General features: G+C 69.8%; 21 protein-coding genes and 1 tRNA gene. 12 read left to right on the forward strand and 10 right to left on the reverse strand.

Going from position 1 to position 21,641, the window contains the following annotated elements; translation table 11 throughout:
• Window positions 1–38 precede the first annotated feature (38 nt).
• The 5 genes from BO221_RS19740 to BO221_RS19760 form a co-directional block, all read right to left on the reverse strand.
• The gene (locus tag BO221_RS19740) at window positions 39–1,289 is read right to left on the reverse strand and encodes an alpha/beta fold hydrolase (protein ID WP_073562031.1); all 1,251 of its coding nucleotides are present in this window, start codon (window positions 1,287–1,289) and stop codon (window positions 39–41) included.
• A 48-nt stretch (window positions 1,290–1,337) separates the two neighbouring features.
• Window positions 1,338–2,663, reverse strand: a complete 1,326-nt coding sequence (locus BO221_RS19745; protein ID WP_073562032.1) for a ferritin-like domain-containing protein — start codon at window positions 2,661–2,663, stop codon at window positions 1,338–1,340.
• 150 nt (window positions 2,664–2,813) lie between these two features.
• Window positions 2,814–3,833 (reverse strand): tRNA pseudouridine(13) synthase TruD, encoded by a 1,020-nt coding sequence (gene truD / locus BO221_RS19750; protein ID WP_073562033.1) that lies wholly within the window; start codon window positions 3,831–3,833, stop codon window positions 2,814–2,816.
• Window position 3,834: 1 nt separating this feature from the next.
• Window positions 3,835–5,247 (reverse strand): DUF4388 domain-containing protein, encoded by a 1,413-nt coding sequence (locus tag BO221_RS19755; RefSeq protein WP_198956147.1) that lies wholly within the window; start codon window positions 5,245–5,247, stop codon window positions 3,835–3,837.
• Window positions 5,248–5,254: 7 nt separating this feature from the next.
• Window positions 5,255–6,241, reverse strand: coding sequence for a thioredoxin domain-containing protein (locus BO221_RS19760; protein ID WP_073562035.1), 987 nt, complete (start codon window positions 6,239–6,241; stop codon window positions 5,255–5,257).
• Between the two features lie 67 nt (window positions 6,242–6,308).
• Between BO221_RS19760 and BO221_RS19765 the strand changes: the two genes are divergently transcribed.
• Window positions 6,309–7,352: an asparaginase gene (locus BO221_RS19765; protein WP_073562036.1), complete on the forward strand. Its 1,044-nt coding sequence runs from the start codon at window positions 6,309–6,311 to the stop codon at window positions 7,350–7,352.
• A gap of 77 nt (window positions 7,353–7,429) precedes the next feature.
• Window positions 7,430–8,344 carry a GGDEF domain-containing protein gene (locus BO221_RS19770; protein ID WP_073562037.1) on the forward strand — a complete coding sequence of 305 codons (915 nt, stop codon included), beginning with the start codon at window positions 7,430–7,432 and terminating at the stop codon, window positions 8,342–8,344.
• A 12-nt stretch (window positions 8,345–8,356) separates the two neighbouring features.
• Here BO221_RS19770 and BO221_RS19775 read toward each other — a convergent pair whose 3' ends face one another.
• Together BO221_RS19775 and BO221_RS19780 are read right to left on the reverse strand one after the other, a co-directional pair.
• Window positions 8,357–9,271 (reverse strand): GGDEF domain-containing protein, encoded by a 915-nt coding sequence (locus BO221_RS19775; RefSeq protein ID WP_073562038.1) that lies wholly within the window; start codon window positions 9,269–9,271, stop codon window positions 8,357–8,359.
• 60 nt (window positions 9,272–9,331) lie between these two features.
• On the reverse strand, window positions 9,332–10,927 hold the full coding sequence (locus BO221_RS19780; RefSeq protein WP_083681206.1) for a HEAT repeat domain-containing protein: 1,596 nt from the start codon (window positions 10,925–10,927) through the stop codon (window positions 9,332–9,334).
• Between the two features lie 120 nt (window positions 10,928–11,047).
• Between BO221_RS19780 and rpsU the strand changes: the two genes are divergently transcribed.
• From rpsU to BO221_RS19810, 6 genes are all read left to right on the forward strand, one after another.
• Window positions 11,048–11,242 (forward strand): 30S ribosomal protein S21, encoded by a 195-nt coding sequence (gene rpsU, locus BO221_RS19785; protein WP_002621505.1) that lies wholly within the window; start codon window positions 11,048–11,050, stop codon window positions 11,240–11,242.
• A gap of 94 nt (window positions 11,243–11,336) precedes the next feature.
• Window positions 11,337–11,795, forward strand: a complete 459-nt coding sequence (locus tag BO221_RS19790) for a GatB/YqeY domain-containing protein (protein ID WP_073562040.1) — start codon at window positions 11,337–11,339, stop codon at window positions 11,793–11,795.
• A gap of 266 nt (window positions 11,796–12,061) precedes the next feature.
• Window positions 12,062–13,900 (forward strand): DNA primase, encoded by a 1,839-nt coding sequence (gene dnaG, locus BO221_RS19795; RefSeq protein ID WP_073562041.1) that lies wholly within the window; start codon window positions 12,062–12,064, stop codon window positions 13,898–13,900.
• Window positions 13,901–13,989: 89 nt separating this feature from the next.
• Entirely contained in the window at window positions 13,990–16,158 is a 2,169-nt protein-coding gene (gene rpoD / locus BO221_RS19800; protein WP_073562042.1) for an RNA polymerase sigma factor RpoD, read from the forward strand.
• A 207-nt stretch (window positions 16,159–16,365) separates the two neighbouring features.
• Window positions 16,366–16,704 carry an MGMT family protein gene (locus BO221_RS19805; protein WP_083681207.1) on the forward strand — a complete coding sequence of 113 codons (339 nt, stop codon included), beginning with the start codon at window positions 16,366–16,368 and terminating at the stop codon, window positions 16,702–16,704.
• Between the two features lie 90 nt (window positions 16,705–16,794).
• Window positions 16,795–16,867 (forward strand) — tRNA-Ile (locus BO221_RS19810).
• A 16-nt stretch (window positions 16,868–16,883) separates the two neighbouring features.
• Here BO221_RS19810 and BO221_RS19815 read toward each other — a convergent pair.
• On the reverse strand, window positions 16,884–17,252 hold the full coding sequence (locus BO221_RS19815) for a cupin domain-containing protein (protein ID WP_073562044.1): 369 nt from the start codon (window positions 17,250–17,252) through the stop codon (window positions 16,884–16,886).
• A 151-nt stretch (window positions 17,253–17,403) separates the two neighbouring features.
• Window positions 17,404–17,610, reverse strand: coding sequence for a cold-shock protein (locus BO221_RS19820; protein ID WP_073562045.1), 207 nt, complete (start codon window positions 17,608–17,610; stop codon window positions 17,404–17,406).
• A gap of 227 nt (window positions 17,611–17,837) precedes the next feature.
• Between BO221_RS19820 and BO221_RS19825 the strand changes: the two genes are divergently transcribed.
• The 4 genes from BO221_RS19825 to BO221_RS57360 all read left to right on the forward strand — a co-directional run bounded on the left by BO221_RS19825 (window position 17,838) and on the right by BO221_RS57360 (window position 20,698).
• Window positions 17,838–18,332 (forward strand): periplasmic heavy metal sensor, encoded by a 495-nt coding sequence (locus BO221_RS19825; RefSeq protein WP_073562046.1) that lies wholly within the window; start codon window positions 17,838–17,840, stop codon window positions 18,330–18,332.
• Between the two features lie 36 nt (window positions 18,333–18,368).
• A complete protein-coding gene (locus BO221_RS19830) occupies window positions 18,369–18,608 on the forward strand; it encodes a hypothetical protein (protein ID WP_073562047.1) in 240 nt (79 codons plus the stop codon).
• Window positions 18,609–18,623: 15 nt separating this feature from the next.
• On the forward strand, window positions 18,624–19,304 hold the full coding sequence (locus BO221_RS19835; RefSeq protein ID WP_073562048.1) for a response regulator transcription factor: 681 nt from the start codon (window positions 18,624–18,626) through the stop codon (window positions 19,302–19,304).
• Window positions 19,305–19,372: 68 nt separating this feature from the next.
• Window positions 19,373–20,698 carry an ATP-binding protein gene (locus tag BO221_RS57360; RefSeq protein ID WP_304528718.1) on the forward strand — a complete coding sequence of 442 codons (1,326 nt, stop codon included), beginning with the start codon at window positions 19,373–19,375 and terminating at the stop codon, window positions 20,696–20,698.
• Between the two features lie 95 nt (window positions 20,699–20,793).
• Here BO221_RS57360 and BO221_RS19845 read toward each other — a convergent pair whose 3' ends face one another.
• Window positions 20,794–21,612 carry a carboxypeptidase regulatory-like domain-containing protein gene (locus BO221_RS19845; protein ID WP_073562050.1) on the reverse strand — a complete coding sequence of 273 codons (819 nt, stop codon included), beginning with the start codon at window positions 21,610–21,612 and terminating at the stop codon, window positions 20,794–20,796.
• Window positions 21,613–21,641 lie beyond the last annotated feature (29 nt).

The following is a 21,641-nucleotide window of genomic DNA, read 5'->3' on the forward strand; positions in this document are numbered from 1 at the left end:
CACCATGAAGGCGAGCCCCCAAGCCCGCCCTCCACGCGTCAGGGCGCGCCGTCACCCGAGGCCTGGACGGACAGCTTGCTCATCACCCGCTCGACGTGCTGCTGATAGGCGGGGTGCACCTTGTTGGCCTGGATGCCGAGCGCGAGCGCGCGCCGGTAGCTCTCGAGTGCCTCCTCCAACTGGCCCGCGGCCTCCAGCGCCTCGCCCAGGCTGTCATGGACGTTGGCCGAGTCCCCGTGCCGCTCGACGTTGCGCCGGAATGCGGTGAGGGCGGCCTCCACCTTCCCGCGCTGCAGCAGGGAGTACCCCATGACGTTGATCAGCTCCTCGGGGGGCTGGAGCTCGAAACCGAGCCGCTTGGACAGCTGGGCGTAGCGCGTCTCCACCTGCGCCAGCTCACCCGTGCGGGCCTCCCATTGGGCGAGCCGCAGATCCTCGAAGGCGGCCTCCAACCCATCGTAGAGCGTCCGGTGCGGCGTGCTGGCGTGGTGGTCGTTCGGGAGGAAGGCGTAGCGCCACACCAACCGCGCCGGCCTGGCCTCCTCCAGCGTCGCCGCGAGCCGCTGGATGGGCTTCAGCATCTCCTCCCCCTCCTCGCCCATGGACATGTAGAGGAAGCGCTCCTGCTCGGGCAGGCGCTCGAGGGACTTCACCGCGCCGGCTACCAGCTCGCCGTTGTTCCACCAGAGGCTCGGGCTGATGGCGATGTACGCGTTGAAGCTCTGGGGGCGGTTCATCAGGGCATGGATGGCGAAGAGCCCGCCGAACGAGTGGCCCACGAGGACGCGGTACGGCCGCGTGCGGTAGTGCGCCTCGATGTGCGGGGCCAGCTCTTCCTCCAGGAAGCGCAGGAAACGGTCCGCGCCGCCAGCGGTGGGGAGCGACTGCGCGATGCTCCGCGCTGAAGTGTCCCCGGGCATCACGGTGTCACCGTGCGGCGGAGGGGTGAGATCCCTCGTGCGCTTCGTGTTCGGCACGCCCACCACGATCATCGGGGGGATGTGCGAGTTGCCCGCGAGGAACTGCACAACACCGGTGGCGTGATGGAAGTGCGCATCACCATCCAGGAGGTAGAGGACGGGATAGCGCTCCGAGGACTCCGCGTACCCGGGTGGGAGGTAGAGCTGGAAGCCACGCTCCTCCTCGAGGATGGCGGAGCGCAGGCTGTGTTTCTCCCCGAGGAAGATGGGCTGTCCCTCGGGCGGAGGGGTGGAGCCCACGCGAGAGGACAGGGACTGGCAGGAGGCGAGGAGGAGCACTGCCCCCAACAGGGAGAGGAGTCGGCGCATGGGCCAACGCTAGCACTGCTCGCGCCCTCCCCTCCCCGGGCCCGTCTCTCAGGCCCAGAGCTCCTGCTCGAGCGTGGCCAGCAGGGAGGCGGCGACGTCCGGCGTGGGCACGCCCGCCTCGGTGACGAGCACGGCGTCCGGCGGCAGGGCCCCCTCCACCTCCTCGCGCAGCGTCGCCACGGCCTCACGCTGGGCCTCGCGCAGGGTGGCGCATTCCGCGGCGGTCAGCTGCTCGCGCGCCCAGCGGTCGATGGCCCAGGACAGCTCGGCGTGCCGCGTCTCGTCCTCTGCGATGCGCGTCATGGCCTCGCGCACCTCCGCGTCCCGCGCGTGCAGCGCCTGATGGTGCCCCACCAGCGCCCCGAACGTCTCGCGCACGCAGCCCTCCACCGCGTTCTCCAACGCCACCTCGAAGAGCGAGCGCAAGGGCAGCTCCGCCACCTCGGGCCGCTGGGGCGTCGCGCCGAAGCGGCGGGCGAGCCGCGTGCTGACGTCCGTGTGCATGACCTCCTCCAGGGCGCTCACGAGCGCGGCGTCCCGCAGCGCGACATCCGCGCCATGCAGGGCGAGCTCCTCCCTCAGCCGGAGGAAGGCCTTGATGGAGGCGGCCTCCAGGTGCGCGGCCGATGCGAAGTGACGGCCCAGCGCGTCCACGCAAGCAACACCGTCCGAGGCGCGCAGCCCCACGGGCCGCCGGCCGACGACGCAGTTCGGAAGGCCCCGCTCCAGGATATGGCTGCTCACCTCCTTCACCTCGCCCGAGGCGGACACCTCCAGGACGTGCTGCGTCAACGCCGTGTTGGGCCCACAGGCGTAGCCGGTGGTGCCAATGACGTTGAAGCCCCCCTTGCCGTTCGCCCGGACCGCGCCCCGCTCCAGGTCGCGGCAGGACAGGTCGTATTTGGACGCGAAGGCGAGGAGCGCGGCCTCCTGCGCCGTGTCGATGGAGCCCAGGAAGCCCTTGAGCGCCTCCAGCGTCGTGTGGGCCGTCACCTCGTCGCCTCGAGTCGTCGCGAGGTAGTACGCGCTGCAACTCATCTCGCAGATGGAGCGGAAGCCCGTTGGCGAGGAGAGGTTGCTCAGGGCCGACTCGCACGCCGCCTTGTCGGAAGCCGTCTCGCAGGCCGTCCCCGAGGAGTTGCGCTGCGCCTCATTGATGTAGCTCCCATCCCCGTTCATGAAGGTGAGCCGCAACTGCACGAAGTCCGGGGCGGCCGTGGGAGACAGGCCGCTCACCGTGGGGAAGCCATCATCACAAGCGAGCGCGGAGTAGCCCGTCAGGTCCGCGCCTCCACAGCCCGCGAGGACCAGTGGAGAGGCGAGCGAGGCGCGCAGGGCACGCGAGAAGAGACGGCGCAGCAAGGGCGAGTCCATGGATGGCTCCGGTGGAAATGAGATGCCATCCCCTGGAGCAATGGGGATGCCATCGCCTCCCCTTCCCTCTGTCCGAAGGCTCGGGCACGGAAAGAGAGCGCGCTCCCGGGCTCGGAAACGCGCCATACCGGGCTCAGAAACCTGAGGGACTCAGCCGTCCTTCAACAGCTCGTGGAGGACCTCGGTGGCGTAGGAACCCTTGGGCAGCTCGAAGGTGAGCACCAGGTCCTCCCCGTCCACCTCCAGCGAGGGGTTGCCGAGCCGCACCCGGTAGGGCCTGCGCCCGCCCTGGGTCTCGTCACCACCGCGCCGGAAGTCGTCCAGCGTGACGCTCTCGTCCGCGAGCAGCTTCGCCTCGGCCTCGGCCACGGCGTGGGCGGCGGCGGTCATCTTCGGCCCGAAGAGGGGCCCGGCGGGGCTCACCTCGAAGGAGGCGGCGCGGGGCCCATCCACCTCGGGCGCCTCGCAGACGAAGAGGCCGCCCGAGTCCTCCTTGCGAAGCACGTCCCCCAACAGCGCCGTGTCGAAGGTGCCCGCGCGCAGCCGGTCCACGAGGGCCCGGTTGAAGAGGCGGGACTGGAAGGCCGAGAGGTACAGCTTGCGCTGGAACTTGTCCGGGCGGCGCGGCAGCCGCTGTCCCAGCACCAGCAGCCGGCCGAAATCCGCGTTGTCGCCCTCGCGGCCGAAGCGCTGATCTCCGAAGTAGTTGGGGAGGCCCCGGGCGCCCAGCCGGGTGAAGCTCTCGCGCGCCGCGCCCACGTCCTTCACGCCCCGCAGACGCAGCCGGAAGCGGTTTCCCTTCAGGTGCCCGGTGCGCAGCTTGTTGCCATGGCGCCGGCTCCACAGGACGCTCACGCCCTCCAGGGAGAACTCCGGCAGGCGCGCCTCACCCTTCGCGGGCACGGAGATGAGCTGCCGGGTGATGGCCTGCCGGTCCTTCATCCCGGCCACGCCCACGTCGCCCTCGTCCACGCCGAGCGCGGAGGCCAGGGCCTTCACCACCTCACGGGTGTCCCGGCCGCGCTTCTCCAGCCAGAGATAGAGGTGATCTCCCTCTCCCGAGGGCTGGTAGGCGGGCAGCTCCTCCACCTCGAAGTCCTCGGGAACGAGCTTGAAGGCGCCACCGCACCCCGGCACGTCCTCCGTCAGCCGGGGCCGCTCCGTGCCCATGTCAGGACCCGCCGAGCGAGGCGAGCATGTCCTTCACGCGCCGGGCGAGGTCCTCGTCCGCGCGCGACTCGAGCAGCTCTCCCGCCTGGAAGAGGAGGAAGAACATCACGTCGCTGAGCGCCTGCCGGAAGGAGGCGAGCGGCTCCGAGCCCAGCGAGCCGCGGTACTGCTCATAGGCGCTCACCAGCTTCGCGTCCGGGAGGCTGCCGTCCGGCGCGAAGGCCAGCCCCGCCAGTACCGGCGAGGAGGACAGCGCCTGTCCCGAGAGCGCGGCGTTGGCCGAGGCGATGAACTCGCGCGCCAGGCCCTGCTTGGACACCTCGGCGGCGATCTCCCGGAAGATGCGGTTGAAGACGTGCACCACCTCGCGCACGTCCACCACCGGGGCCGGCTGGGGCGGCTGGGTGATGGCGCGCAGGCCCGACTGCGAGTGCCTCACCGTGGGAATGCCGGTGGAGGACGGGCGCACCACGGGGATGCCCATGAAGGCCTTGGGGCGCACCGCGGGGATGCCGGACAGCGACTGCATGGAGCCGCCCAGGGGCTTGTCGGACAGCTGCACGAAGCCACCCTCGAGCAGGCCGTAGACCACCTTGGTGACGTCGAACTCGGACAGGCGGGCGCCCTGCCCCAGGTCCAGCACCGTGCGGCGTCCATCCACCAGGGCCAGCACCTTGTCCTCGTCCGGCTCCAGCCGGGCGTTGGCCATGCCCTTGCGCAGCACGTAGAGGCGGCTGTGGGGGATGCGTTTGCGGAAGTGCGCCAGCTCGTCGATCTTCCGGATGCTGTCCATCAGCAGGCTCTGCGTGGACAGCTGGATGTTGTGGCCGAGCTTGTCCTCCACCGGCTGGTCCACCAGGAAGAAGCTGCCCTCCCGGCACAGGACGATGGCGTGGAAGATCTCACTCACCTGGTGGGTGACGCACTTGAACAGGTCATGCGCCTGGAGCAGGCCCCGCTCCACCAGGGCGCGGCCAATCTTGGAGGGAGGGTGCTCGCGCAGCACCGTCTCCAACTGGGTGCGCTCCAGGTAGCCCAGCCGGACGAGCACCTCGCCGAGCCGGTCCGCGGCCACGTCCGAGGTGGCGCCGCGCACCTCGCCCTCGCGCAGGATGACGGAGCGCTCGCCGCCGGGGGCCTGCACGCGCACGACGCCGCTCCAGCGCGCCTGGCTGAGGAAGGCGATGAGATCGGACAGGGGGAATCCGGAGGCATCTCCGGAGAGCACCACCCGGGGGGTGGGCAGCGAGCCCCCCTCGGCGGGCGTGCGCGAGAAGACGAGCAGGTCCGGCGAGGTGGGCTGCAGCACGTACGAGCCCGTGCGGCCCGCCAGCGCTGGCGGCTGTGGCTGTTGAGTCCCCTGGCGCTCGTCGGGGACGAGCTGGGTGCCGTCGATGCGGAAGCGCTGGCTCATGTCACCGTCAGTCGGCGGCCCACGCGTTGTTGTTCGCGCGCCACTCGAGTTCGTCTTCGAGGCTGTGGGTAAGGGAATCCTCGTTCAGGCCGATCTGGATGTCGTAGGCGCGGCCGTTGAAGAAGAGGCTGGGCGTGCCGCGGACGTTGGCGGCGTTGCCGAGCGCCTTGTACTTCTCCAGCTCCTGGGCGTAGGTGCCGGCCTGCAGGGCCTTCTGGAGGTCCGCGCCCTTGAGGCCCAGCTTGTTGGCGATGGCCACGATGTTGGCGGTGGACAGGTTGCGCGCGTTCTCGAAGAGCGCGTCGTGCATCTCCCAGTACTTGCCCTGATCCCTCGCCCAGAGCGCCGCCTGGCCGGCGGGCACCGCGTTGGCGTGCATGGGCAGCGGGTAGGGCACGTTGCAGAAGCGCAGCCGGCTGGCGTTCTTCTTCGCGAAGGCCTCCAGGATCGGGCGGGCCGTGCCGCAGAAGGGGCACTCGAAGTCGGAGAACTCCACCAGCGTCACCGGGGCCTTGGGGTCGCCCATGCACATGCGCGGGTCCACCTCGAGCTTCTGCCGGGTGGCGCGGAAGCCGGAGTAGTACTCGGAGAGGGCGACGATGATCTCCGTGGCCGGCACTCCCGAGGCGGCCTGCCGGGCGGCGAGCCGGGCCATGCGCTTCGCGTGCTGGCAGGTGGTGTGCCCCTTGAGGCACTGGCCCAGGGTGTGGGGGCAGCCGCAGTAGCAGAACTCGTCCGTGAAGACGGTGGACAGCTCGCGCTGCGCGGAGGGCGGCAGGGCGGAGAAGTCCATGCCGGGGATGCCGGAGAGGACCGAGCCCCCGGAAGCGGGAGCGGCCGCCTGGGGGGGCGGAGCCGCCGGGGCCGGGGTGGACGGCTTGGGCGCGGTGGGCTGGGCGGGCTGGGCCGCCTCGGAGTTCTTGGTACAGGCCGAGAGGGCCGTCAGCGCCAGGGTGAGCGCCAGGAGGACGCGATTGCGACGGTCGGGGAGCACCAGCCGGTCTTAGCGATGCGCGCGGGGCTTGTAAAGCGACCCCGGCTCTGACAGGGAGGACCCGCCTATGCCCAGAATCCTCCTGCTGCACACCGGCGGTACGCTGGGGATGGCCGGAGGCCGGCCGTCCGCGCTGCGCCCCGCGGCCTTCTTCAAGACGCTCAAGTCCCGCTGCCCCGAGCTCTTCCGGCTCGCCGACATCGAGCTGGAGCTCTTCTCCAACCTGGACAGCTCGGAGATGCAGCCGGAGCTGTGGAGCCGCCTGGCCGCCCACCTGCACCAGCGGCTGCCGGACTTCGACGGCGCCGTGGTGACGCACGGTACAGACACCCTTGCCTACACCGCCAGCGCCCTCTCCTTCATGCTGCCCGGGCTGCCCAAGCCGGTGGTGATGACGGGCTCGCAGCGGCCCCTGGGGGAGATCCGCTCGGATGCGCGGCTCAACCTCATCGACGCGGTGCTCTCCGCCCTCCAGGGCCCGCCCGAGGTGAGCATCTGCTTCGACTCCCACCTCTACCGCGGCAACCGCACCCGCAAGGTGAAGGTGTCCGAGTACGACGCCTTCGAGAGCCCCAACTTCCCCCTGCTGGGTACGCTGGGAGTGGATGCCACCTTCGCTCCGGGTCTGCGTCAGAAGGGCCCCTTCCGCCTGCGCGAGAAGCTGGAGCCCCGGGTCTTCCTGCTCAAGGTCTTCCCGGGGTTGGACCCCGCCCTGCCCCTGGCCCTGCTGCCCCACCTGCGCGGTCTGGTGCTGGAGGCCTATGGTGCGGGTAACTATCCCAGCGATGCGTCGCTCGGCCGGTCCCTGCTGCCGCTCTTCCGGGAGGCCCGGAAGCGGGACGTGCCGGTGGTGGTGGTGAGCCAGGCCTACCGCAACGGGGTGGACCTGACGCTCTACGAGTCCGGTGCGGCGGCCCTCCAGGAGGGGGCGTTGAGCGGCGGCGACATGACGCCCTCGGCGGCGCTGGTGAAGCTGATGCAGGGGCTCGCCTACCACCGGGACAGGGAATCGCTCGCGCGCTTCATCGAGACCCCAATTGTCGGGGAGATGACCGAGCGGCCGCCGGCCGTGGTGGAGCCGCCGGCCAAAAAGTCGAGGCAAGCCCGTTAGGAGCCGACCATCCCGGTAGGTCCGTCGTGGGGTCTGCTTGCTGCTGACAATCCTCGACCCATAAGATGGGGGGCACGATGTCCGACGAGAAGACCGCCGTCCATTCGATTTCGGACCTGCTGGGGGACGCCCCCCAGCAGCAGAGCGCGTATCTCATCGTCATCAGCGCGAAGTCCGCGGCCGGAATCGGCCGGATGTTCAAGCTGGACAAGTCCGAGACGGTGCTCGGCCGCAGCGTGGAGGCGCAGTTCCAGGTCGAGGACGATGGCATCTCGCGCAAGCACGCGAAGGTGGTGTCGCTCGGCGAGGGCCGCTTCCAGCTGGTGGACCTGGGCAGCACCAATGGCACGTTCCTCAACGGCCTGAAGGTGAGCGCCGCGCCGCTCTATGACGGCGACAAGATCCAGATCGGCTCCAACACGGTGCTGAAGTTCTCCATCCAGGACCAGTTGGAGGAGGCCTACCAGCGCAGCATCTACGAGTCGGCCACGCGCGACGGTCTGACGCGCCTGTACAACAAGAAGTACTTCATGGAGACGCTGCGCAAGGAGTTCGCGTACTGCCTGCGCCACCGGGTGGCCCTGTCCCTGGTGATGTTCGACGTGGACTACTTCAAGAAGATCAACGACGTGTACGGGCACCCGGCGGGTGACTACGTGCTGACGCGGATCGCCCAGCGGGTGAGCGACACCATCCGCACCGAGGACGTCATCGCGCGTTATGGCGGCGAGGAGTTCGCCCTGATGTTGCGCGAGTCGGGCGAGGACCAGGCGCTCGCGTGTGCCGAGCGCTGCCGGGTAGCGGTGGACCGCACCGACTTCATCTTCAGTGGGACGCCCATCAAGGTGACCATCAGCCTGGGCGTGGCCACGCTGCACGATACGGACTTCGCGCAGGCGGAGGACATCATCAGCGCGGCGGACAAGTACCTCTACCGGGCCAAGCGCGCCGGCCGGAACCGGGTGGACGGCAAGGCCATCAGCGGCCCGTAGCCGTCCCCTCCCCTACGTCCCTTCAATCTCCAGTCCCGGCGTCTCCGCGAGCATCTCCACGCGGTTGCCGCCAGCGGCCTGGGCGGACTCGAGCGAGCTCTGCGCCTGACGCACGAGGTCGGCGAAGGACACCTCCCGGCCCGGGGTGAGCGCGGACAGGCCCACGGACACGGTGGGGCGGATGACCTGGTCATCGAAGGCGAGGCTGGAGCGGGCCACGCGCTCGCAGACACGGCGGGCCAGGGTGTGGGCTCCGGCCAGGTCCGTGTGCGGCAGCAGCAGCAGCACCCGGTCCGCCGAGTATTGCACCGGGAAGTCCGTATCGCGCAGCGAGCGCCGGATGGCGAGCGCCAGGCCTCCATGGAGCTGCTCGCGCAACTCGCGCCCCGCTCGCACCGGGAGCGGATCGAACGCCACCAGCGCCAGCGCCAGGGGCAGGCCATGGCGCCGGGAGCGCTTCACCTCGACGAAGAGGAAGTCCTTGAAGTGCGCGAAGACGTAGAACTGGGTGAGCGGATCCAACAGCGGCTCGCCCGAGGCGCGCACCGGCTCGGGGGCGGGAGCGGCGCGAGCCTTGCGCGCCGGGGTGCCCCGCGAGAGCGTCCGCAGCTTCACCAGCTCGGGCAGGCGCACCTGGAGGTCCTTCGCGGAGACGGGCAGCGGAAGGATGCCATCCGCGAAGCCGGCCTTGCCGGGCGTCTGCTGCGCGGCCAGCACCAGCGCCTGCGGCAACTGCCCCCGCACCGCGCGAGCCACCCGCTCCGGCCGCTCCACCGAGGGTCCCAGCACCACCAGATGGGCCCGGCCCGGCGCCTCCTCCCACTCCGACACGGCGGACACCTCGAGTCCCGCCTTCTCCAGACCCTCCTTCAACTTGCGGCGCCCCGCCGCCCCCGGCTCGATGACGATGGCTCGTGTAATCTTCATGCACACTTCTCCAGACCTCGAACCATACCCACCTACCCGGAGCACCTGCAAGGACTGCCTTCAAGGAGGCCGGAAGCCGAGCCGCGCCAGTCCGCGCCGGGCCACATGCTGGACATGGGAGTCCGGATCCTTCGCGGCGGCCTGACTGAGCGCGGAGGCGGCGAAGGGGCCTCCGAGGATGGCCAGCGTCTCGGCGGCGGCCACCCGCACCGAGGCGACGCTGTCCTGCGCGAGCATCTGGGCGAGGTGCTTCACATGTTGGGGGCGGCCGATCCACTCCAGTGCGCGGGCAGCACCCTCGCGCACATCGGCGTGCGGAGAGCCGAGCAGGTTCACCACGCTCTCCACCCGCGCCACCTGGCGTTGCCGCCCCACCACACCGAGGGCGGCGGCCACCACCTCTGGCATGGAGTCCTCGAGCGCGGCGGCGACGGCGGCATCCACCTCGGGCGAGCGCGGCAGGACGAGCGCCCGCACCGCCCCGGCCCGCACCGCGGCCTGCTGATCCTTCAGCAAGGGAGCCAATCGCTTGAAGCGGCGCGTGGCATCGCCATCGCAGTCGGCGAGCCTGGCCGCCGCCTCGCCTCGCGTGTCGGCGAGAAAATCGGTGTTGTGCGCCACCTCCAGGAGGAACGGCTCACAGGTCTTCTCGGTCGCGACCACATCCATCCAGGTACACCGGGTGTCCAGCGAGGCCCCGTCGTCCCAGATCTTCCGGCGCGCGGCCTCCATCAACGACAGGCCCTCGGCCTCGGCCAGTCCCCTCGCCGCCAGCCGGCGCACCTGGGCCTCGGAGTCCACCAGCGCGCGCTCCAACTCCCGCTGCGCCAGGGGACCGTAGCGCCACAGCGACTGCACGGTGGCGCGCCGCTCGGTGACGTCGAGGGAGGCCAGCCCCTTCTGCAGCTTCTCCAGGTCCGCCGAATAGACGGCGAAGAGACGGTTGATGAGGGCTTGATCCGGCGGCTTCGCCTCCGCCAGCAGCATCCGCCCCACCGAGGAGCCCTTCTTCTCGGCCACCGAGAGGAGCGCGGAGGCGGCGGCCACGTCCCCCGCCTCGGGGCGCCGGGCCATGGACTCCAGCAGCACCCGGGCGGGCGGCCTGCCCAGGAAGGTCGCGAGGTGGGAGAGCGCCTCGCCCCGGAGCACGGGCTGCTCGGAGTACACCTCCACCTCCAGGGCCTCCCGGATGGCGTCCCGGCGGGCCCAGACGCGGGCGGCCGCCGTGCCCCCCTTGGCCCCCGCCTCCTTCAAATAGGAGGCAGTCGACTTGCCCGTGCTGGCGGCGGCTCGCGCGGCGGTGAGGCAGGCGAGCACCTCGTCCCTGGCCGGGGCCTCGGCCACCCAGTCCGCGAGGGTACGCGGCTCGGTGTGCCCCCGGGCCTTCGCCTGGGCCCGCAGCACGGCCCAGCGCACCCGCCAGTCCGGATCCGTCAGCGCCGAGCGGAGGCCCTCCTGGGCGGGGAGCCCCCGGGTGCGTCCCAGTTCCAGCACCCAGGAATCAGCGCGGCCGGTGGTGACGCACAGTTGGCAGAGCCGGGCGCGGAGAGCCTGGTCCTGCACATGCCGCTGGCAGGAGGACCAGCAACCCAGGGATCCCTGGCCGCCATGCTGGCCAGCCGACAACAACAGGACGAGGAAGAGGGCGGCGCTCACGAGGGTCCACTTTAGCCTACCCGGCAGATCCTTTTCTGCGGGTGTCCTTGCGTTTTCACGCCCGCTGCGTCATATGGCGCCCCCTGGATTTTTTAGCGCACACGGAAGGAGGTGACAGGCATGCCCGGCATTCGAGTCAAGGACGGCGAGTCCATCGAGAGCGCCCTCAAGCGCTTCAAGAAGGCCACCGAGAAGGCTGGTATCCTCTCCGAGATCCGCAAGCGCGAGCACTACGAGAAGCCTTCCGTGAAGAGGAAGAAGAAGGCTCTCGCGGCCAAGAAGCGCGCGGTGAAGAAGGCGCGTAAGACGTACTAGCCGCCTCCTCGTCCGGGAACCGGGGCCGCGTCAGTCCAGCGCCCTGGTTCCCGTCCGTGTAGCACCCTTCCCACACATATCCTGGAGCACTGCCATGGCCACCGTCAGGGAGCGCATCGACGCCGACCTCAAGGACGCGATGCGGGCGAAGAACGAGCTCAACACCAGCGTCCTTCGGATGCTCAAGAGCGCCATCAAGTACAAGGAAGTGGAGCCCGGCGCTACCGGCCCTCTCGACGAGGCCGCCATCCTTCAGGTGATCGGCACCCTCATCAAGCAGCGCCGCGATTCCGTCGAGCAGTTCAAGTCCGGTGGCCGCCCCGAGCTGGCCGAGAAGGAAGAGGCGGAGATCTCCGTCCTCCAGAACTACCTGCCCAAGCAACTGAGCGCGGACGAGCTGCGCGCCGAGGTCCAGGCCGCCATCACCGAGGCCGGTGCCAAGAGTGCCAAGGACATGGGCGCGGTGATGAAGCTCCTCACCCCCAAGCTGCAGGGCCGCGCCGAGGGCCGCGCCATCTCCGAGGAAGTGAAGAACCAGCTGTCCAAGCTGTAGCAGTCCCGGTCTTCCGGCCTCGAACGGCGCCGGGCGGGTTCTTCGAGAACTTGCCCGGCCGCTGATCGGCCATTAAGGGTATCCGGTCGCTTCCCGTCCCCCTATCCGGACGGTTTCCGACGCGCCGAAATGCCCTTCCTTTTCCACATCGTCGACCCGAACCGGACCCGCATCCGCCATGTCAGGGGCCGAGCCCATACTCGTCCGCAGGGGCTGGTGTGCGGATCATGGCGGTCCGCTCGCGCCGGGCGGAGGGGGTGGGACACATGATCCCCGACCACAAGATCCAGGAAGTCCTCGAGCGGGTAGACCTGGTGGGACTCGTCTCCCGATATGTGGAGCTCAAAAAAGCCGGGCGCGAGTTCAAGGGCCGCTGCCCCTTCCACCAGGAGAAGACCCCCTCCTTCTACGTCGTCCCGGAGAAGCGCTTCTATTTCTGCCACGGCTGCCGCGCGAGCGGGGACGCCGTGTCCTTCGTGCAGCGCTACCTGGGCAAGACGTTCCTGGACGCGGTGAGGGACCTGGCCCGCGAGGTGGGGGTGGACCTGGAGGCGGCGCAGGACCCCGGCGCCCGGGAGCGGCAGCAGCTCAAGGAGGCCACCGACCTGGCGGCCGAGCACTTCCGGGCGCTGCTGTGGGAGGAAGAGGGCCGCAGCGCCCGCGCCTATCTCGCCAGCCGCGGCATCTCCGAGGAGACGGCCCGGGCCTTCGGGCTGGGCTGGGCCCCGGCGGCGTGGACGTCGCTGGCGGACCGGCTCACCAAGGCGGGCATGGTGGAGTGGGGCCTCAACGCGGGCCTCGTCAACAGGCGCAACAAGGGCGACGGCTACTTCGACTTCTTCCGCAGCCGCCTCATCATCCCCATCCGCGCCCCCGAGGGCCGCCCCATCGCCTTCGGCGCCCGGCTGGTGGACGCGGAGGAGGGCCCCAAGTACCTCAACTCCCGCGAGTCCCGGCTGTACAACAAGAGCGAGACGCTCTTCGGCATGGACCAGGCGCGCGATGAGATCCGCCGCCGCAAGGCCGCCGTGCTCGTGGAGGGCTACTTCGACTGCATCGCCCTGCACCAGGAGGGGGTGAAGCACACGGTGGCGCTGTGCTCCACCGCGCTCACCCCGGGCCACCTCAAGGTGCTCGGCCGCGCCGAGGCCCGGGAGCTCTTCCTGCTGCTGGACGGAGACCAGGCGGGCCTCGCCGCCGTGGAGCGCCTGGCCGGCCCCCTGCTCGCCGCGGGAGCGGCCGCCAAGGTGGCCCTGCTGCCCGAGGGCGATGACCCGGACACCTTCATCCGCCGTGAGGGCTCCGTGGGCCTGGAGCGGCTGCTCACCGAGGCCCGGCCCCTCACCCAGCACGTCTTCCTCACCATCCTGCCCCAGGGGAAGGAGGCCAGCTTCGAGGAGAAGATGGCCGCCCTGGAGCGTCTCAAGCCCGTGTCGGCGCAGCTGCCGGTGGGGCTGGTGCGCTCGGCCTTCTTCGGGGCCCTGAGCGCCTGGTGCGGGCTGCCCGCGGCCGAGCTGGAGGCTTCCCTGCGCAGCAAGGCACCGCCCCCGGCGGTGAAGCCCGCGCCCAAGCCCGGCCAGCCACCAGCCAGGGGAGCGGCTCCCCAGGGCCCGGCGGCGCCCCGCCCGCCCCCGGTGAAGCCCCCGGACGCCCTGGAGGCCCTGTACGTGGCCGCCGTCCTGCGCGAGCCCCGGCTCGTGGTCCGCGACACCTTCCGCGTCTACGACGAGCTGTCCCACCCCGGCCTCCGGCTGGTGCTCGCCCACGCCACCTCGGGCCATGGCGCCGAGGATGCCCTCTTCGAGGCGCACGACACCGTCAAACGCTCCGTGGAGGCCGCCTCCCGCCAGCTCTCCGAGCAGCAGGGCTCCGCCCTGGAGCACTACTTCCTCCAGCTCTGCCGTGCCATCATGCTGCGCCGCATCAATCAGCAGCTGGACTACATCAAGCGCACCACCAGCCAGATGACGGGGGCCATCGACCTCTCGGAGGAGACGAAACAGCTCCTCGCCCAGCGAATCGAGCTGCTTTCGCTCAAGAAACGCGTGGAGGAAGAAATCCGCCCTCCCCCCCCGGGAACAAAGGCCCCCATGCAACCGGTTTGAGTTCGCGTTTGTAAGAATCCTCTACTTTGCGATAGATCGGCCGGCTCGCTCCAGGCCAGGTCCCTGTTTTTCCAAGGAGAAGTACCCGAATGCCGACGCAGAAGCCCTCCTCGAAGGTGGCCGTCAAGCCCAAGAAGAAGGTGGCCCCGGAGATCCGCAAGAAGAAGAAGCCGGAGGACGCCTCGGCCAAGGGTACGGAGACCGCTGAGGCCGCCGCGCCCGTTGCCGCCAAGTCCAAGGCGGAGAAGGCCGAGCGGAGCGAAAAGACCGCCGCCGCCGAGAAGGCCACCGAGACGCTCAAGAAGCGCAAGGCCGTGACCCAGGTGGACGACGGCGACGTCGACCCCGAGGAAGCCGCCGAAGAGGCCGCCGCCGCCGTCGAGGTGGATCCCGACGCCGTCGAGGACGAGGTGGATGAGGAGCCCATCGCCGACCGCAAGGAGGTCAAGGACCTCCTGGCCGCTGGTCGCGAGAAGGGCTTCCTCACGTACGACGAGGTCAATGACGCCCTGCCCGCGGACATCGTGTCGTCGGATCAGATCGACGACGTGATGAGCATGTTCGGCGACAACGACATCGAGATCGTCGACGCCCAGAAGGCCGCTCAGAGCACGGAGATCAAGCCCACGGTCGCGGTGGAGGAAGAGCGCGCCGAGGCCGACGAGGACGAGAAGGACGAGGACGACGAGCCGGGTGGCAAGTCCAACGACCCCGTCCGCCTCTACCTGCGCAAGATGGGCAGCGTGAGCCTCCTCACCCGCGAGGGCGAGGTGGAGATCGCCAAGCGCATCGAGGACGGCGAGAAGGAAGTGCTGCGCGCGCTGCTGGCGTGCCGCGTGGCCATGGTGGAGATCCTCGACATCGGCAACCGGCTGAAGAACGGCAAGCTGCGCGTGCGCGACGTCATCAAGGACGCGCCCGAGGAGGCCCAGAGCGAGGGTGAGGAGCCCGAGGCCGAGGCGTCCGAGGAAGGCGCCGAGGGTGAGGGTCAGCCGGCGCAGCTCGCGCAGAGCGAGCTGAACAAGATCGAGCAGATCAACAAGCAGATCGAGCGCATCCGCAAGTTCGCCAAGGACTGCGAGGCACTCGATGCGGAGCTCTCCGGCAAGAAGAAGCTCACCGACGTCAAGAAGAAGGAGCTCAAGCAGGAGGTGAAGGATCTCCGGACCAAGATGATGGAGGTCCTGGAGGAGATGCGGCTGAACAAGAAGCAGGTGGACCGCATCGTCCTGAACCTCAAGGGGCTCATCGAGCGCGTGGAGAAGGCGGAGTCGGAGCTGCGCGAGCAGGAGCGCCGCTACGGCGTGCCGATGGACACGCTGCGCGAGCTGCTGCGCGAGGCCAAGGAAGACCCCGAGGCCATGAAGAAGGCGCAGCGCAAGCTGAACGCCACCTCGGAGCAGATCGAGGCGGTGGAGCGCGACGTGCGCACGGCCACGCGCAACATCAAGCGGGTGGAGGAGGAGGCCAACCTCGAGGTGGACGAGCTGCGGCGCAACTACGAGGCCATCCGGCTGGGTGAGCGCCGGGCCGAGCGCGCCAAGACGGAGCTGGTCGAGGCCAACCTGCGTCTGGTGGTGTCCATCGCGAAGAAGTACACGAACCGCGGCCTGCAGTTCCTGGACCTGATCCAGGAGGGCAACATCGGCCTGATGAAGGCGGTGGACAAGTTCGAGTACAAGCGCGGCTACAAGTTCTCGACGTACGCCACGTGGTGGATCCGCCAGGCGATCACGCGCGCCATCGCGGACCAGGCGCGCACCATCCGCATCCCGGTGCACATGATCGAGACGATCAACAAGCTCATCCGCACCAGCCGCTACCTCGTGCAGGAGATCGGCCGCGAGCCGACGCCCGAGGAGATCGCGGAGAAGATGGAGCTGCCGCTCGACAAGGTGCGCAAGGTGCTGAAGATCGCCAAGGAGCCCATCTCCCTGGAGACGCCGATTGGCGAGGAAGAGGACAGCCACCTGGGCGACTTCATCGAGGACAAGAGCCTGGTGTCGCCGTCGGACGCGGTCATCAACATGAACCTGGCCGAGCAGACCCGGAAGGTGCTGGCCACGCTGACGCCGCGCGAGGAGAAGGTGCTGCGGATGCGTTTCGGCATCGGCGAGAAGAGCGACCACACGCTGGAAGAGGTGGGCCAGGACTTCGAGGTGACGCGCGAGCGCATCCGTCAGATCGAGGCGAAGGCGCTGCGCAAGCTGCGTCACCCGAGCCGCTCCAAGCGTCTGCGCTCCTTCGTGGAGAGCTGAGCCACTCCCCTCGCCAAAAACCCTCCCTCTCCCCCCGGGAGAGGGTCGGGGAGAGGGTGCCCGCCCCCCTGGGTCATGCCCCGAGGGCCGGAGAGTGAGTAAGAAGAAGCCCCCGTTCCGAAAAGGACCGGGGGCTTTTTCGTGTGCGATCCCCTCTCCCTCTGGGAGAGGGCCAGGGTGAGGGTCTGCCCTGAGCAGGGATGCCATATGCCGGCGAAACGGAAGACAGCGAGCAAAACGGCACCAAAACCCAAACCGGAGCCCCAGAAACCCCTCCCCTTCCCCGAGGCCGTGCGCCGGGCGGTGCGAGCCATTCCGAGGGGCGAGGTGCGCTCGTACGCGCAGGTGGCGCTCTACGCGGGGAGGCCGGGGGCGGCGCGAGGCGTGGGGCGGGAGCTGAAAACGCTGGAGAACGTGCCGTGGTGGCGGGTCATCCGCTCGAGCGGGGTGCTGGCGCCGCCGGTGGCAGTGGAGCAGGCGCGGAGGCTGAAGGCCGAGGGGGTGCGCCTGGAAGGCCAGGGCACGCACTGGCGCGTGCAACGCTGAGCAGCGAGGCACGCGCCCTCTTGCGCGCGCGCGGGGTGCGCGATACTTCCCAGGTCAGTACGGCGCCTAGGCGCCGTCCGGTGTGTTTGGGGGCCCTTAGCTCAGCGGTTAGAGCTGTCGGCTCATAACCGATTGGTCCCTGGTTCGAATCCAGGAGGGCCCACTCCCCTTCCCCACCGTCAGGCCTTGGCGCCCTCGCGGCTCTTCTCCTTCTCGTCGCGACCGTGCACGGAGGCCGGCGGGCTGGTGGCCTCCACCGCCGTGAAGGCCTCGAGAATCTTGTACGTGTGGCTCGCGCCCCGCGGCACCAGCCACGAGTCCCCCGGGTTGAGCAGCAACACCTGCCCCTCCAGGTGCAGCTCGGCGCGGCCCTTGATGACGTAGCCGACCGTCTCGTAGTCGCGCGTCGTGGCGGGCAGCGGCTCGGCGGGCTGCTCGTTCTCCCACAGGCGCATGGAAACCCGGATGCCTCCGGCCAGGTACTTCTGCCCCATCTCACCCTTCGGGGAGAATTGGGAGTCGACCTTCTTCACACTCGTGTCGCCCATCTCGTCTCCTTCGCGGACGCTGGCGGTTGCCTTTGCCGGACAAGGTAAGGAGCGCCGGGCCATACAAACCCCGCAACGACACGCCCGCTCCCCCCTCGAAGGGAAGAGCGGGCGCGAAGACACGTCCGTCAGACCGTGGAGGCGAGGCCTGTCACCCGGCCGCGCGCACGTTCTGCGCCTGCAGGCCCTTGGGGCCCTTGGTCACTTCGTATTCCACCTTCTGGCCCTCGGCCAGGGAGCGGAAGCCATCCATGTTGATGGCGGTGTGGTGGCAGAACACGTCCTCACCACCGGCGTCCGGCGCGATGAAACCGAAGCCCTTCGCGTCGTTGAACCACTTCACGGTACCAGTTGCCATGTACTTCCCTGCTTTCTGCAATTGCGTTCTACGGACTACAAACGGGCACTCCTACCCATGGAGTGCCTGTGGGGGTTAACGGTCCGTACCTCCCCCCCATTCCTCAGGTGGCCTTCACACTTCTTCATAAGTACTGGGCGCCCGCTTCACACCCCCCCCGTACCTTCTGCACCAACCGATGGATGCCGGGTCGCTGAGTGCCCGGCCGCTCACGGAAGGAGCAGCACATGTTCGGATTCGTGTTTGGTACCGCTTGCCTGGCCGGTCTCTTCTACACCCTGCGCCGCGGCCGCTGGCACCACCGCCACGGTGGCCCCGGCCGCTGGAGCTGGCGCGGCCGCATGCGTTGGCTCTTCGAGCGCCTGGACACCTCCCCCGGCCAGGAGAAGGTGCTCGTCCAGGCCGCGGATGATCTCACCGAGGCCTTCGCGAAGATGCGCGATGAAATGAGCGCCACCCGCGCCGCTCTCGCCCGCTCGCTCCGGGGCGAGGCATTCGACGCCGCCGCGCTGCGCGAGCTCGACGCGAAGCACGACGAGCTCATCGACAACCTGCGCAAGACGCTGCGTGCCTCGCTCTCCAAGACCCACGAGGCGCTGGATGTGAAGCAGCGCCGCGAGCTGGCGGACCTGATCGAGCACGGCTGGGGCCACGGCTACGGCTACCGCCACTACGGCTACGGAGGCGGCTGCGGCGGCTGGCGCGGCGCCCGTCCCTGCTGAGCACTCCGTCACCCGGAACCAGGAAAGGAACACACCATGCGCCGCCGCTTTCTCATCGCCCTGCTCGCCCTCGGCACCGTCGCGGGCTACTCCTCCGGCTTCGCCAGCCTCTACCGCTGGCACCGCTACGGTCACTCCTCCGGTGGGCACTGCCGCCAGGGCCGGACCTTCCACGACAACCACTTCCGCTCCGGCTCCCCGTCGTGGGCGCCCGCCCAGGCTCCCCAGGGACAGCAGACCCAGGCCCAGGCGTCCCAGGGTCAACAGGTGCAGTAGAGTCGGACCCCTCCCATGGCCACCCGCGTCCTCCTCATCGACGATGACACCCGGATGTACGAGCTGCTCGCGCAGTACCTCGGGCAGAACGGCATCACCGTCACCCACGCCCCCGATGGAGGCCGCGGCCTGGCCGCGCTGGAGGCCAGCACCTACGACGCCGTGCTGCTGGACGTGATGATGCCGGGCATGGACGGGCTCGAGGTGTGCCGGCGCATCCGCGCGAAGAGCACCCTGCCCGTCATCATGCTCACCGCGCGCGGCGACGAGACGGACCGCGTCGTGGGCCTGGAGCTCGGCGCGGATGACTACCTGGCCAAGCCCTTCAGCCCCCGCGAGCTGCTCGCGCGCCTGAGGGCCGTGCTGCGGCGCGCCCAGCCCGCGGCCGTGGCCGAGAAGCTGGAGTCCAGCGGCGTCTCCATCGACGTGTCCGCCCGGGAAGTCCGCGCGGGCGGCAAACTTGTGGAGCTCACCGGGCTCGAGTTCGACTTGCTGGTGGCGCTGGTGCGGCGGGCCGGGCGCGTCATTCCCCGCGATGCGCTGCTCGGCGAGGCCGGCCGGAGCGACACCGTGGTGGGCGAGCGCACCGTGGACGTGCACATCTCCCACCTGCGGCAGAAGCTGGGGGACGAGGGCAACCGCCTCATCAAGACGGTGCGTGGCGTGGGCTACCTCTTCGCCAAAGAGGGCCCATGAGACGCCATCCGCACGGGCACCCGGGCCATCCCCGGCACGGGCCACGGCACGGGCCCCCTTTCAGACCCATGAGCCGGTTGGGGAACTTCATCCGCGCGCGGCTGCGCCGCCGGCTCTTCCTCTGGTTCGGCGTCTCCATCCTCACCACGGGCCTGGTGGTGGGCACGGTGGTGAGCGTGATGGCCGGGCTGATCGGGGATAGCGCCTGGCATCAGGAGATGAACCGCGCACGCACCTTCGTCAGCAACCGTCTCGCCGAGGTGTGGGACGACCCCGTGCGCCGGGACGCGCTCGTCCGCTCCGTCTCCGAGGACCTGCTCGTCAGCGTGGAGCTGAGGGATACCTCCGGGGCGATGCTGGTGCGCACGGGCGGGCACTGCCCTCCGCACGCGGAGGTGTCCATGCCGGTGGAGCGCGGCGGGGTGAGGCTCGGCACGGCGCGGGCCTGCTTCGAACATGCCCGGCCCCGGGGAAAGCCCTGGCGTGGACCGATGGTGCTGATTCTCGCCGGGACCACGCTGTGGATGGCCTCGGGGTGGCTCGCCCGGAGACTGTCACGGCCCCTGGACACGCTGGCGCAAGCAGTGCAGCAGTTGGGCGAGGGCAAGCTGGACACGCGCGTACAGCTGGGCCGCCACGCCACGGGAGAGATGTCCGTGCTGGCCGACGCCTTCAACGAGATGGCCGCACGCATCGAGCGGCAGATGGCGGACCAACGCGAGCTGCTGGCCGCGGTGTCCCATGAGCTGCGCACGCCGCTGGCGCACCTGCGGGTGCTCGTGGAGCTGATGCGCGACGCGGGAGGCCCGGAGCGGACGGCGGACCAGATGGAGCGCGAGGTGGTGGAGCTGGACGCGCTGGTGGGCGAGCTGCTCGCGAGCTCGCGGCTGGACTTCGGCCAGCTGACGCCCCGGGAGCTGGACGGGAAGGACCTGGCGGCGCGGGCACTGGAGCGGACGGGGCTGCCCGCGGAAGCACTGTCGGTGGAGGCGCCCGAGGCGAAGCTGGTGGGCGACGCCACGCTGCTGGGGCGCGCCCTGGCCAACCTGCTGGACAACGCGCGCAAGCACGGCCAGGGGGTGGAGGCACTGCGGCTGCTCGAGCGGGACGGACAGCTCGCCTTCTGCGTGGACGACCGCGGCCCGGGGCTGCAGCCCGGCGAGGAGACGCGCATCTTCGCGCCCTTCTACCGGAAGGACCGGGGAGGCGAGGCCCGGGAGGCGGGCTCACTGGGACTGGGGCTGGCGCTGGTGCAGCGGATCGCCCGGGCACACGGCGGAGACACCTTCGCGGAGAACCGTCCGGGAGGAGGCGCCCGGGTGGGCTTCACCCTGAGGCGAGAGGGCCCGGCTTCGACCCAGACCCCACCGGCATCATCTCGCGCCCAGGCGTAGACACTCCGTGGAACCACCACTCCCTCTCCCCTCGGGAGAGGGCGGGGGTGAGGGTATCCGGGCCCCGGGTTCCCACCGGAGCCCCGGACCCGTGCCTACTTCACGCCACCGGAAGCAGTACCCTTGGCGTCCTCGGCGGAGAACTCGAAGGAGGCCGTCACCGTCTCGCCCTCCTTGACGGTCACCTCGGCCGTCTTGGTCCCGAGCGTCTCGTGCCAGGCCTCGAGGGTATAGGTGCCGGCGGGCAGGTGCTCGATGGAGAAGGCGCCATCCGTGCCGGAGGTGGCGAAGTACGGATTCGGGTTCACCACCACCCAGGCGGCCATCCACGGGTGGATGTCGCACTTGAGGCGGATGACCTCGGCATCGGCGGGCAGGGGGCGGGGCACGGCCTTGGCGTTGGGAGGCTGGGCCACGTTGAAGACGGTCTTCGTGCCGTTGAGCGCGCGCGCGTTGTGCAACGTGCCATCGCTGTTCTTGATGAACACCTGCTGCCCGGCGGTGACGCCCTGCACGCGTGGCGTATAGGTGCACTTCTGCTGGTCGATGAGGGCGGGCTGGGACGGAAGTGAGTGGGGCACCAGGCCACGCACGCGCACGAGCGCGTTGGCCAGCTTGCCGTCCGTCGCCAGCAGGGACTGGTCCTTCAGCGCCATGCCGTCACAGGCGGGATCATCGCTGGGCTTGACGGCCGCGGGCGCGGGGACGGCGCCCTTGAAAGCAACGGTGCCCTGGACGGTGCCTCCACCGGTGACGGGCGCGGCGGGCGCCGGAGCGGGAGCCTCGGCCTTGGGGGCGGGAGCGGGGGCGGGGGCCACGGGAGCGGCCGGGGGGGCCTCCTGCTTCTGGCAGGCCGGCACGGTGGCGAGTCCCACCGCACCGAGCACCGCGACGCCCAGCGTACGCAGCTTCATGTGAACACTCCTCGTGCCGCCGGCGCGTG

The organism is Archangium sp. Cb G35 (assembly GCF_001896145.1).
GTDB classification, from domain to species: Bacteria; Myxococcota; Myxococcia; order Myxococcales; family Myxococcaceae; genus Archangium; species Archangium violaceum.